Raw genomic sequence first — 13487 nt, 5'->3', positions numbered from 1 at the left:
ATAGAAGACAGCTAGGGACTTGAAGGGAGCATCGTACCTGACCAGCCTAAGACCTCCGTGTAAGGGGGCAAGATCCTCCCCATACATAAATGACAGGGGTTTCCATTCACCCCCTTACCCACCCCGATTTTTGATGAACCATGAATATCCTCTCCCTGTCTGTTTGTCAGTGGGGAGATAATCATCAATTAAAAGTTAGACTTCAGCATTTGATACACAATAGAAACAGCTATTGGTACATCAGGAGGTTATGAAATGAACGTTTTTGGTATTGGTTTACCGGAAATGGCGCTGATTTTAATCGTGGCGCTATTAGTATTTGGACCGAAAAAGTTACCAGAGATTGGTCAGAGTCTAGGGAAAGCCATTCGCGGTTTTCAAGATGCCTCGAGAGAATTTGAAACGGAATTTAAGCGTGAGGCTCAACAGTTAGAACAAGCGGCGAAAACACCTGCACTGTCTGAAACTCAGCAAGAAGCTACTTCTGAAGCTGATTCAACAGATAGCAAAAACCCAAGCCGCTACTCCGTCTCAAGCTAGCTAAAAACTATTTTTTCAGCGAACGTGAAGACAAGGAATTGGTAGATACTGACTGATGTTTCCCTCGCTGTTCTCATTTTTCAGTGTTTAAAGTTCCACAAAACATCAGGACATTGATGTCCTAACGGTGGCACTCAGTATGAATGAAAAAGTAACCAACATCAAATTGGTAAGGGAGGAATCAAAATTCTATCGGTCTTAGGAATCCGGGTAGCTGCTGATAGACAGGATGTAAGACTTAATCGTAGACAGTCTATGATCAAGTAATTCGCAATCAACTCAAAAACTGACACCATGACATGAGCTTGGTGTCAGTTGTTCATACAGACCGTTGTCCATTATGTTGCTCAGTGTTGGGTGCTTCAAACTTGTAGCCAACCCCCCGAATCGTTTGGATTAACTTCGGGTCACTCGCATCGATTTCGATCTTTTTGCGAATTTGTCCAATATGAACGTCAACAACTCGTTGGTCTCCAACATAGTCGTATTCCCAAACTTCCTGAATCAATTCAGAACGGCGCAGGACTTGACCTGGGTGAGATGCTAAGAAATGTAACAAATCGAACTCTAGAGCGGTCAAGGGGACAAGTTGGTCGTGAAGAGTCACCTCGCGACGGGTGGGATCAATCGTCAAGTGATTGTAAACGAGACGCTGCTGGTCAGTCGGCTCAATTGGTCGCTTACGTCTTAAAATCGCCCCAACTCGGTTTTCGAGTTCCATTAAATCGAAGGGCTTGGTGAGATAATCATCACCACCCTGTTTGAACCCTTGATTTTTGTCATCGGGTTGATCGCGAGACGTGAGGAAGAGGACAAAAACATCATTGATGCTTTGCATTTCCCGGCAAAGGTTGTAGCCAAGGGCATCTGGCAAATTCACATCCAGAATTATTAAGTCTGGGTTGAATTGCTTAAATGTGGCTAGAGCCGTCTTACCATCCTGCGCCGACTCCATTTGATAGTTCTTGGTGCTCAAAAAGCGAATTATTAAATTGCGGATTGCCGGATCGTCGTCCACGACAAGAATTTTGGCGGAGACCATGGTCATAAATTTCCACGGAGAACTAATTTCAGGGATTGATACAAGATGCACACCTATTCACCACTAGGATGTATTGAGCATTTTAGTCAATACTCTTCTAGCGTAGCTGGATCAGGAATCAGAGTATAGATTTTTGTGACATCAATGGCTTAGTAAGCATTTAAGTCAATTATCGCCAGAGAATGCAGGGATGCCAATAGCGGCTAGCATCATTACCCAAGTGGGAAAATAGGGCAGCCGCCCAATAGCATAACCGCTTTTGGCAGATCTGGCATTACTTGGGCTTGCCTCAAGGAATTTTTCTGCCAAGAGGACTTGTTTGCAAAGAACAGGCTACACTAGCTTGCAAGGGAGTTAGCATGGCACTCGGTACGTAACTAGGCTGTTACCTGTTGGGTACAGCAGCGTTTAGAAGATCGATGTCTATCATAATAACCAGTGTAGAGTCTTACATATACCAGTGAAAAAAGGGATGTCTAGGAGGTTTTGAATGAGCGATCAAAATCCCTACGAAAAACTTGGGGTTACAGAAGACGCTTCCTTTGATGAAATTCAGGATGCTAAAGGACGCTTGATGCAGCAGCATCGCGGCGAACCTAAGCTCGTCGAGTCAGTAGAGGCGGCTTATGATGCGATTATTATGGATCGCCTCAGAATGCGCCAAGAAGGAAAAATCAAGGTTCCAGAACGCATTCGTTTTCCAGAACGGGAAAAAGTGCCACAAACCCCGTTGGGCTTTAGCTCCCCCTCAGCCAATTCCTCTCCGGCTTGGTTGCAAGGACTGTTAGATACCCCGACGAGGAGTGATCTAGTTGCCCCCACGGTTGTGTTCTTGGTCTTGATTGGTCTGACTCTGTTTTATCCAGAAGCGTCAATTCTTACGTTTACTGTCGCCTTGGGGTTTGGCGGTACAATTTATTTCCTCAATCGCAAAGAACAACAATTTGGTCGGGCTGTATTGCTGACCCTGGTTGGTTTACTGCTAGGTGTAGCGTTGGGAACCGTTCTGGGAGGAGCATTAGAGTCACTGCTTATCGGCATGGGTTTGACCGTTGAGAAATTTGCCTCATTGGTAACCTTTGTCTTGTTCTGGCTGATTAGCAGCTTCTTGCGATGAAAGGGAGGAAGAGGAGAAGACAAGGCAAAGAGTTAGCAACTCCCTTGTCCTCACTTCCCCTATCTTTGCGGTTTGGTCATTCCCTGTTCCCTGTTCCCTCTTTTGGGTTACATCAGATAAAAAATACGGATCAACTCTTTTCCATTGGCAAACAACCGCGTTTCATCTGCTCCCGCTCGATCGCCTCAAACAAAGCCTGGAAATTCCCCTCACCAAAGCCTTTTGCTCCCCATCGCCGTTCGATGAACTCGAAAAAGAAGGTGGGTTCGGCGAAAATGGGTTGGGTAAAGGTTTGCAGCAGCAACGCTTGCGGGGATTGAGCTTGCCAATCGACTAAAATTTGCTGCTGCGCGATCGCATCCCATGCCGCTGTCGAGAAATTATCACCCGGATAGCGATCGCGCAGTTGACTGTAATAACTGGGGGGAACGTTGATGAAGGACATACCCTGACGACGCCGTTGCGCGATCGTACCCACAATATTTCTTGTGGCTAAAGCAATATGCTGGATTCCGGCTCCTCTGTTCACATCCAGAAATTCCTGAATTTGAGAATTTGCCGATGTCGGTTCATTAATGGGAAATTGTGTCCCGGTTACCGGATGTACCATCACCTGAGAGCATAAGCCAGATTTCTCAGTCTGGATGGTAAACACCTGCTGCGGTTGGAAGTCCAACACCTGCTGATACCACTGAACCGCTTTCGCCAAATCCCCAGCCGCCACATTCAGGACAATGTGATCGATATAGGTAAACGCCTCAATTGGGGATTGGGGAACTGTTGAATGTAGAGACGCGCCATGGCGCGTCTGAGGGTTGAATGTTGACCCTTGACTTCGCTCAAGGACATGGTTTGTCGGGGCGGGTTTAGGGATTTTCTTGTCGCTATCGATGGTAACGTTTGTACAAAACCCGCCCTGACCGAGTTTTGAGTCAAATCCCCCATCTCCCTTGTCCTTTTGATTTACTCCGTTTGACCCCACCTTCGTCTCACTCAGCCAGTCTAGCTGTACCGGAAAGCAGAGGATGGGATTAAAGCTATGGCGTTCGACCAAAGTATGAGTCATATCGCCCCATGCAGCAACTTTAGCCCACTTTATGTATCCATTCTCATAAACTTGGGTTTGAAGAGGTTGTAAGACCTTAGCGCCGCGTTGGAGGAGTTTTTCCATGCTCCATTCCAGATCGGCAACCTTAAAAGCAATATCAGCAACACCTGGAGGATGCTGGCGCAGAAACTGGGCAACGGGACTATTCGGCGCGATCGCAGACGACAGGACAAAATAAATAGCACCACTCTTGACCACCGTAGTTTGTGTGTGACAACTTGCCCCCGATGCCACAGATTGAAAGCCCATCTTCTCAACAAACCAATCGCGGGAGGCTAGCGCATCTTTAACATAAAAGTGAATGTGATCGATTCTCATGGCTTATCCCATCCGGCAGCTTACTTGGTTGTCAATTTTGCCGTCTTTTGCGGAATTTCAGCTCATTCTTAAGAGAGAGCCTGTTCTAGACGTACCATGGCACATCTGGGTGCGAGGTTGTAGGGGCGGGTTTTACCTATAACATTTTGGAGCTAACCGTTAACGTAAATAAACCCGCCCTTCTTTGGCAGCCAGTCAAAAGAATAGATGGCTTTCCGGCTGGATGTTGATTTCCATCGGTACGGCTTGGGGATCAGCTTTCAGGGCAAACAGAATGGCATTAGCTGCTGTTTGCGGATTCAGCATCTTTTTGCGATCCACTTTTAAGCTGACATTATCCCAGAATGGTGAATCCACACCACCAAAGTAAAAAAGTGTAAACTTAATCCCAAAGCGCTTTAATTCATCTGCCATACATTTGCTAAATCCGACAACGCCGAACTTCGAGGCGCAGTACGCCGACGCCATCGCCATGGAATGTTTACCTAAGATGCCGATGATGTTACAAATGTGACCGGATTTTTGGCTCTTCATCACTTCAGCGGCGGCTTGACAGGTATAGAAGCTACCTTTGAGATTTAAGTCCAGCATCGCCTCTAGGTCAGCCGATGTAATTTTGTTGTATTGTTTAAGAATTCCCGCCCCTGCCGCATTGATGATTACGTCAATTTGACCAAACTTGTCAACCGCCTTCTGCATCAGCGTTTCCACTTGGGCTGGATCGGTGATATCGGTGGGTACATTTAAGACTTGCTCTAAATTAGCCATGGGGAGTTGGGAGGTCAAAGTGGCTAAGCGATCGCTCTGTCTGGCGGCGAGGACTAAATTGGCTCCCTCTTTTGCTAATTGGTGGGTTATAGCCGATCCAATACCCCCTGTGGCACCAACGACGACAATAACTTTATCTGGCATATAATTTTACATTTCTTTACATCTTTACCTATGATAGAGCGGTTTGCCCGTTGTCATTGGTCATTGGTCATTTGTCCTTGGTCAAACGTTACCATCAATAGCAACAAGAACATTCCCTTAGCCGTTCAACCGGGGCGGGTTTAGTTACATCAGGGTCTCAAGCAAAGGATAATAGTCAAACCCGCCCCTACATTCAGACGTGCCATGGCGCGTCTCTACTAACTATGGATATTGTGATCATTGGTAGCGGATTTGGTGGACTCTCGGCAGCGATTCGGTTACAGGCTGGGGGTCATCGGGTAACGATTGTGGAAAAGCGCGATCGCGCCGGGGGGCGTGCTTATGTCTATCAACAGCAGGGGTTTACCTTTGATGGGGGTCCCACGATTATTACCGTGCCACATCTAATTGATGAGTTATTTGCCTTAGCTGGGAAAAAGACTGCCGATTATGTCAAACTTGTCCCCCTTGACCCGTTTTATAATGTTCGCTTTCCCGATGGCTCAGTCTTTCACTACAATAATTCCACTGACTACTTAATTGAACAAATTCGGGCGTTTAATCCGGCTGATGTCGCCGGATATCAACGTTTTGCTAAAGCCGCAAACGCTATTTTCGAGAAAGGATTGCCATTGATGGAGCAATCGTTTAGTCGCTTCACGGATATGCTAAACGTGGCTCCGGATTTGATTCGCTTACAGACTTATAAATCCGTCGCTGGGTTGGTGAATCAGTACATTCAAGATGAACGATTGCGGCAAGTTTTTAGTTTTCATCCTTTATTAATTGGTGGGAATCCATTTCAGAGTACGGCTATCTACGCCATGATTCATAAGTTAGAACAGGCGTTTGGGATTTGGTTTCCTAAGGGGGGAACGGGCGCATTAGTCCAGGCGTTGGTGCAATTGTTTCAGGAACTTGGGGGTCAACTATTACTGAATCGATCGGTAACGGAAATTGTGGTGGATGAAAAAACCAAACGAGCGACAGGCGTAAGGTTAGAGAGGGGAGAGGTGCTGAAGGCAGATGCGGTGGTGAGTAATGCGGATGTGGTGTTTACATACTTGAATTTAATTCCCCAGAAATTTCGCCGCAAATATAATGACCGTCGCGTTAAAAAAATGCGCTATTCTATGTCCTTATTTGTGCTGTATTTTGGTACAAATCGTCAGTATCCAGAGATGGCACATCATGAAATATTGATGGGGACTCGGTATCGGGAATTAATGCGGGATATTTTTGTGCGCCAGCAGCTTGCAGAGGATTTTGCCTTGTACTTACATCATCCGACGGCGACTGATCCATCTCTTGCACCGCCGGGATGTGATTGTTGGTATGTATTATCCCCGGTTCCTAATTTGGGAAGTCAAACCGATTGGCGGGTGATGGCGAAACCGTATCGGAATCGGATTATTGAGTATTTGGAACGGCATTATTTACCGGATTTGTCTCAGCATATAGTCACCGAACATTATATTGATCCGTTGCATTTTCGCGATACACTAAATAGTTATTTAGGAAGTGCGTTTTCCGTGGAACCGATTCTCACGCAGTCGGCTTGGTTTCGTCCTCATAATCAGAGTGAAGATATTCCAAATCTCTATTTTGTGGGGGCGGGAACCCATCCGGGGGCGGGATTACCAGGAGTGATGAGTTCGGGCAAAATTGCAGCGCGGTTGATTGAAGAAAATCAAAGGGCGCAGGTTTAATCGAGTTGACAATTGGGTTGGGCGCACGTCGGTGGGCGCACGTCGGTGCGCCCCTACATTTTCTGGATGTAAGCGTCATCCATTAAATCAGATGTGTCGTAGGGTGCGTTAGCGGAGCGTAACGCACCATTGATAAGGCTGATGCAAGATATCTTTTTGACAAAGATGACTGAATTTTAGGCAATCAGTAATTGTTATAATTAAAAGTTACCGTCATAGCTTTATCAGCATTGATCAAGCAATTAATTAATCAACGATAAGCCTCAAGTTACCAAACCGAGTGACAATTTGCTACAAAAGATAATAACCGATAATCCAATAAATAATAGCGATGCCGATTATCAAAAGCACGAGTGAGGTTGATGGGGAGCAAGTTGATATCTACATTGAAGTTGATGAAGTCCCTGAAATCCCTGACGCTGAAAACCCCTATCAGGATACACGAGAAAGCCTTGCCAGAAAATCTCTAAAGGCTGTAGACAACGTTTTTGGAGATGGTCTGACTTTATCTCGTAAATGCGCTGTACAGGTTATCCAGAGTGTCAGAAAAATGCACGATGATGTCAAACCGAATGAATTTGAAGTACAACTGGCGATAAAGCTAAATTCTGAAGTGGGGGCGGTACTGACAAAATTTGGCGGAGAAGCCCAGATGCAGGTGACAATGAAATGGACATTGAAGGAAACGCCCCAAAAACCGTCGTGATTGAGAAATCAGCCATTCAGATATTGCCCTACACGCTGATTGTGGGTCAGCATCAGATTAAGTTGGCGCTGGAACTGGCTTATATTGCCCCTCGGATTGGTGGGGTGTTGCTGAGTGGACATCGCGGGACGGGGAAATCTACCGCAGTTCGGGCGTTTGCTCAAATGATGTATGGCTGTCTCCCGGTTACTTTACCAATTAATGCGACAGAAGACCGGGTGGTGGGCGGTTGGAAAATTGATGAGTTGATGAAGAGTAAGCCTGTTCCCCAGCCGGGATTGTTGGAAGACGCGAATGGGGGATTACTTTATATTGATGAGGTCAATTTGCTGGATGACCATATTGTCAATATTATTCTGGATGTCACCTCAACTGGGGTGCTGGTGGTGCAACGGGAAGGGCAAAGTGAGCAAAAGCCGATTTCGTTTACTTTGGTTGGCACAATGAACCCTGAAGAAGGAGGATTACGACCTCAATTAATTGACCGCTTTGGGTTGATGGTTAGTGTCACGGCTGAAACGGACGAAGCGAAGCGGACTAAGATTTTGCAGACTGTTTTGGAATTTGATCAGGCGGTATCTCAGATTAAAGCGGGTGAATCCTCTGCCTATATTAATGACGCTTTGGAAAAAGACCAAAAACACCGGGAGTTACTGGAGAAAGCACGGCAGACTTTTTATCAGGTGGAAGTTCCCGTGAATGTTGCCAAAAACTGCGTTCGGTTAGCAGGGGGGTTTCAGGCAGAAGGGAATCGAGGGGACTATATGATTGCATTGGCGGCTCGTGCTTATGCGGCGTTAAAGGGTGAAAAACAGGTGACCAATGAGCATGTAGCAACAGTAGCACGGCTGGCACTCCAACATCGTCGTCCCGGAGTCCTCCAGAGTAACCAAATGCCGTGGCGTGACCAAGATAATCAGCTTGTGCAAGAGATTTTGAGCGGTGACTGATTCTGCCCCATCCTATCAACTTACGTTAACAGACTCATTCACGCGATCGCTCGCTTGTGCGGCGATTAGTCCAGGGCTGCGGAGTATTCTGATGTTTGATACGACTCCTGAAGTCTTACGGCTGACGGCTGACATCCTGACTCAGATGGTGGCGATTGTCACGGGACATCCGGTTGTCTCGGTGACGTTGGGGACGTGGGAAGCGGAGGATGACTTGTGGGGAAGTTTGGGATTATCGGGGAATTCGGGGGAACAGTCTTTTGACTGGAAACCCGGTTTATTAACCGCCGGACAGAATCAGTCAGACTTGCAGTTGGTGATTATTCCGGACTTGACTAAGTTGAGTTTAGCCAGCGCACGGGCTTGTGTGACGCTGCTGGGGGCGGATGTGGCGCATCTGGAACGTCACGGACAGCAGGACTTTTGGCAACCGAATCTCTGTTGGTTGGCGGGGTGTGCTAGTAATCAGGTGGGAATGGTTTCGCCTCATTTGCTAGACCGTTTTGCCCTGCGGCTGAGTGGACAGGTGGAAAAGACGAGGGATAGAGTGGCGGAGATTCTGGAATGGATTGACCTCTCCCCCAGCCCCTCTCCTGCGAGGAGAGGGGAACCGGATTTTAGTTTTGAGACACTGCGCCAACCTCTACAAAACGCGCTCCACCTGCGTCCCACGATTACAGCCGAAGCCACCGCCCGGATACTGGATTACACGTCAATCCTGGAAATGTTTAGTCCGCGTCGCGAGATTGCTTTAGGGCGACTCGCTCTGGCGAGTGCGCGGTTAGAGGGTGTAGCCGAAATGAGGGCAAAAGATGTTGATGCGGCGGCTCGCTTGATGGGGTTAAAACCGATTCCTCAACAGACTGAAGACATATCAACGGAAAGTGCTGAACCTGTCACGCCACAATTTGATCAGCCTGAAACAAGGGAAGACAAATCGACCACAACATCCTCTGACTCAAACCCGCCTGAACGCGCAACAGAAAGGGAACCTGTGTATGAGTCAGATGAACCTGAATCCTTACCGCCCACACGCTTACCCTTTAATACCGCTCCTGTCAATCCTTACCCAGAAGATGAGGCTCCAGTTGAACGGGAAGCCGCTTCTCTCCAGTTACCGAGTCGTCGCTTCCAGTCAAGGGCTAAGGCGTATGGAGCAATTATTGGCGTCGAGAAGGCAAAGACGTTGCAGGATTTAGCCTTGGTGAGGACATTACTGGAAGCGGCAAAATTTCAGGGTATTCGCCACCAGTCTACCGGGAATGGTCATCAGAGGTTAATTGTATCACCCACGGATTTACATAGTTACCGCCGAGCGCCTGTAGCCGAGCAAATGCTCATGTTACTCCTTGACCACACTTGTTTACAGGATTGTCAATGGCAGGATGAATTATTACCCTACCTGAGTTGGGCGTATGTGGAACGGGCAAGTGTTTGCTTGATTCAGGTGGGAGCCGAGAATGCCCGCCATGAGTTACGCGCACAGAAGATAATGGCGCAGAGTATCTTAGTGCCGAGCATTAGTGCCGGAATTGAGGCAGGATGGGGAAAGGCGACGCCTCTGGCTCATGGTTTAGATTTAGCCTTGCAGACGTTACGCCATGCTTTACAACATGGACGCAGTACCGTACAGCAGGCGGTGCTGGTGGTGATTAGTGATGGGCGCGGCAATGTGCCACTCGCCGCCAGTCGTTTGGGTCAGATTATGCCACCTGTGGGACGAAAAGGGGTAGAAGATGCGTTACAGGTTGCTGAACGTATTCGGGGATTAGATAATGTGAAAGTAGTTCTGCTCAATCCCCAACCGAAACAGTATCAGGATTTGCCGTTAGAACTCGCAAATGTTATGGGAGCCGCCGTGGTTTCGATTCCACCTTTAGAGGAAGTGGAGGTGGAATGATGGTTGATAAATTCAAGCGTTCACTCACCCAACGGGCAATCACTTCACCCACAGGTTTGGGGCGAACCAAAAAGTTACCTTTTGAAGCGGCACAAGCAGCAGCACCAACACCAACTACACCCGCTTTACCAGAGGATGTAGAAACGGAAACTGAAGAAAAACTCTTCCCACCTAACGAGCTTTACATCACGATGAAGCTACCGCCAGAGGTGGCTATTTTACACATCTACTCGAATGGGGCGGATGAATATGCGTTATGGGGAGGTAACGCGGTGGCTAAGTTGTCACAAACCAAGCCAAAAAAACGACCTCCTTTTTCCTTGGCACTGATTGTCGATAAAAAATTGTCTGCCAAGCAGATAAAAAATGATATGAATTTCTTTTCCTTTGTCAATCCTGAATTGCGGAAGTGGGTCAAAGGTTTGCGAAGTCGGTTTGGCGGACAGTTGTGTTTGGTTATTGCTGATCATACAAATTATGAAATTCCTTGGGAAATGGTGGAATTATCTCCTGAAGAGTCACCCCATGAATATCTAGGTACTTTGGTGACAACAGTACGCTGGCAAAAATTTATCAGTGGGGATGACTATCTAATGTTAAATTTACAGCAAGAGCAGTGTTGTGGCAATGTAATTGCTTATGTACTTGACACAGAACTTAATGGTTCAGAAGTTATTGATCTAGAAGACCTCAAAGCTGTTATATATCGCAGTAGCAAACATGATATCAATGAATTCAAAGCTCACTTAGAGCGTAATGAGTCTAGTTGTGGATTTATTTATATTTCTTGTCACGGTGATTTTAGAGAAAATATTTTTGAAATATGGATTGGGTCAGAAGCTAATAAACAACAAAGGTTAAAATACGGGGATTTACGCACCCATCATTTTAATTTACTTAAAAATTCTCAAGGAATCGTTTTCATAAATGCTTGTCATTCGGGTCGTCATAAACCACATCCTTACATTCCGTCCGACTACCAAATGGGTTTTGTTGAGCTTTTTATGAAAAAAGGGGCAAGAGGAGTAATTGGGACACTGGCTCCTGTGGGAAATAAATATGGATCTGAGTTTGCTCGTGATTTAATTAAAGCATCTTTGCGATCGCCTAATCTATCAGTAGCGGCGTTGCTACGAGAACTGCGGTTCAAAATGATTAAAAATTTCCCTGATCAGCCAACTAAGGAACAGTGGGAATCTTTTATTTATACTTTTATGTATGTCTACTACGGTAATCCCATGACGGTACTCCGGCTCATCCCTCCAGGAGGACAGAATGGTGTCTGACACTCAACAGCTCCCCCTATCGATTCAGCCAGTGATTAGCTACCCGCGTGAGGCGCAGGTGGGTAAAACTTACTTGATGACAATTGACTTACAACCATCTGGGGATAGTGAGTGGCTTTATGAGGATGAAGAATATCCTATTTATTGTATGTTGGAGACTTCACCTCTATTTAGTAGTAAACCTGTGGGGGAACCAGCAGTCGTGTTGCACCGATTTGGAGGAAGTTATGGTGCGGCTCAGTTTTTGTTGACAGCGACGCAGGAGGAAATGGAAGGGGCAATTAAGGTAACGCTAGTTAATGGTTGGGGTGTGCCGATAAAAGTTCTATGTTTGGATGAGATAAAGATTACTACTATAGTTACTCGAAAAAATATAGTTGATTATATTGGTGTTGAACCAAAAGAGAAGGTTAAAGAAATAACTCCATCTGACAAAGAAGAATTGCAAAATCATAGCAGAGAAACATATATTGAAAAATGGATAAAGAATTTAGAAAATGAGATTGCCTCTTATGAAGCAGCCTTGCAAGGCTACACCCGCGAGACGTTTCCCAGAGATTGGGCAAGGATGCAAAATAATTTAGGGAATGCCTACTTATACAGAATCCAGGGAGAAAAGGCAGATAATCTAGAAACGGCAATCGCCTATTTTCAAGCATCGCTGCAAGTCTTTACTATTGAAGGGTTTCCCAGAGATTGGTCAAGGACTCAAAATAATCTGGCAAATGCCTATATGAATAGAATTCGCGGGGATAGGGCAGAGAATATAGAATTAGCGATCGTCTCTTATCAAGCTGCCTTAGAAGTCTACACTCGTGAGGCATTTCCTAGGGATTGGGCAATGATTCAAAATAATTTGGGTCATGCCTACTTATACAGACTTCGGGGAGAAAAGGCAGATAATTTAGAACGTATGATCGCCCATTTTCAAGCGGCGTTGGAAGTCTACACCCGTACAGCGTTTCCCAGCCAATGGGCAACAATTCAAAATAACCTGGGTACTGCCTACGGTGACAGGATTCAGGGAGAAAGGGCAGATAATTTAGAACGTGCGATCGCCTCTTATCAAGCTGCCTTAGAAGTCTACACTCGTGAGGCTTTTCCCAGGAATTGGGCAATGACTCAAAACAATCTGGGTACTGCCTACGGTGACAGAATTCAGGGAGAAAGGGCAGATAATTTAGAAATGGCGATCGCATCCTATCAAGCTGCTTTGCAAGTCCTTACCATTGAAGAATTTCCTAGAGATTGGGCAATGACTCAAAATAATCTGGGTAATGCCTACAGCGACCGAATCAGGGGAGAAAAGGAAGAGAATTTAGAACGTGCGATCGCCTCTTATCAATCTGCCTTAGAAGTCTACACCCGTGATACTTTTCCCAGGGATTGGGCAGGAATTCAAAACAATCTGGGTAATGTCTACAGTTACCGAACTGAGGGAGAAAGGGCAGAAAATATAGAAAGAGCGATCGCATCCTTTCAAGCCGCCCTGGAAGTCTATAACTACGAAGCTTTTCCTAGAGATTGGGTAATGACGCAAAATTATCTGGGCAATGCTTACAAATCCTTGGGAGACTACAAAAGGGCAATTGAATACTATAAGGCGTCTCTTTGGGCATGGGAATGGGAATTCGATGACATCGGTGATCGTTATCTGGAAGGGACTTCCCTGAATAATTTGGGCAATGTTTACAATTCCCTAGAAGAGTACCAAAAGGCAATCAATTACCTTCAGGAGTCTTTGGCAATATTTGAGGAAATTGGCGAGCGCCGTGGGATAGCTAGTTCTATGATGGGTTTGGGCAATGCTTATGATGCACTAGGGGAATATCAACGAGCAATCGATTACCTTCAGGAGTCTTTGGCAATATTTGAGGAAATTGGCGAGCGCCGTGGGAT

11 protein-coding genes are annotated in these 13487 nt (G+C 46.2%); 8 read left to right on the top strand and 3 right to left on the bottom strand.

Annotated features, from left to right (window positions below; translation table 11 throughout):
- The first annotated feature begins 255 nt into the window (after positions 1–255).
- Positions 256–540, top strand: coding sequence for a TatA/E family twin arginine-targeting protein translocase (locus ACLFWI_RS15685; protein WP_446413695.1), 285 nt, complete (start codon positions 256–258; stop codon positions 538–540).
- A gap of 319 nt (positions 541–859) precedes the next feature.
- Here the strand turns inward: ACLFWI_RS15685 and ACLFWI_RS15680 are convergent, their stop codons facing one another.
- A complete protein-coding gene (locus ACLFWI_RS15680) occupies positions 860–1588 on the bottom strand; it encodes a response regulator transcription factor (protein WP_446413694.1) in 729 nt (242 codons plus the stop codon).
- A gap of 484 nt (positions 1589–2072) precedes the next feature.
- Between ACLFWI_RS15680 and ACLFWI_RS15675 the strand changes: the two genes are divergently transcribed.
- Positions 2073–2699 carry a CPP1-like family protein gene (locus ACLFWI_RS15675; RefSeq protein ID WP_446413693.1) on the top strand — a complete coding sequence of 209 codons (627 nt, stop codon included), beginning with the start codon at positions 2073–2075 and terminating at the stop codon, positions 2697–2699.
- Positions 2700–2829: 130 nt separating this feature from the next.
- On the opposite strand, the gene ACLFWI_RS15670 is transcribed toward ACLFWI_RS15675, so the two are convergent.
- On the bottom strand, positions 2830–4125 hold the full coding sequence (locus ACLFWI_RS15670; RefSeq protein WP_446413692.1) for a 4-hydroxyphenylpyruvate dioxygenase family protein: 1296 nt from the start codon (positions 4123–4125) through the stop codon (positions 2830–2832).
- 195 nt (positions 4126–4320) lie between these two features.
- On the bottom strand, positions 4321–5037 hold the full coding sequence (locus tag ACLFWI_RS15665; protein WP_446413691.1) for an SDR family oxidoreductase: 717 nt from the start codon (positions 5035–5037) through the stop codon (positions 4321–4323).
- Between the two features lie 224 nt (positions 5038–5261).
- On the opposite strand from ACLFWI_RS15665, the gene ACLFWI_RS15660 reads away from it, so the two are divergent.
- The 6 genes from ACLFWI_RS15660 to ACLFWI_RS15635 all read left to right on the top strand — a co-directional run.
- Positions 5262–6746, top strand: coding sequence for a phytoene desaturase (locus ACLFWI_RS15660; RefSeq protein ID WP_446413690.1), 1485 nt, complete (start codon positions 5262–5264; stop codon positions 6744–6746).
- A gap of 331 nt (positions 6747–7077) precedes the next feature.
- Positions 7078–7452 (top strand): CU044_2847 family protein, encoded by a 375-nt coding sequence (locus tag ACLFWI_RS15655; RefSeq protein WP_446413689.1) that lies wholly within the window; start codon positions 7078–7080, stop codon positions 7450–7452.
- Entirely contained in the window at positions 7416–8402 is a 987-nt protein-coding gene (locus ACLFWI_RS15650) for an AAA family ATPase (RefSeq protein WP_446413688.1), read from the top strand. The genes ACLFWI_RS15655 and ACLFWI_RS15650 overlap by 37 nt, the downstream gene beginning before the upstream one ends.
- Entirely contained in the window at positions 8395–10302 is a 1908-nt protein-coding gene (locus tag ACLFWI_RS15645) for a hypothetical protein (protein ID WP_446413687.1), read from the top strand. Before ACLFWI_RS15650 ends, ACLFWI_RS15645 begins: the two co-directional genes overlap by 8 nt.
- On the top strand, positions 10299–11588 hold the full coding sequence (locus tag ACLFWI_RS15640; RefSeq protein WP_446413686.1) for a CHAT domain-containing protein: 1290 nt from the start codon (positions 10299–10301) through the stop codon (positions 11586–11588). Before ACLFWI_RS15645 ends, ACLFWI_RS15640 begins: the two co-directional genes overlap by 4 nt.
- Positions 11578–13487, top strand: a 1910-nt coding sequence (locus ACLFWI_RS15635) for a tetratricopeptide repeat protein (protein ID WP_446413685.1), incomplete at its 3' end; no start/stop codon positions are given. The genes ACLFWI_RS15640 and ACLFWI_RS15635, both read left to right, overlap by 11 nt.

Origin of the sequence: Coleofasciculus sp. (genome assembly GCF_046539235.1) — a bacterium.
Taxonomy (GTDB): domain Bacteria; phylum Cyanobacteriota; class Cyanobacteriia; order Cyanobacteriales; family Coleofasciculaceae; genus Coleofasciculus.
This window is presented reverse-complemented; position numbering and strand designations above follow the sequence as displayed.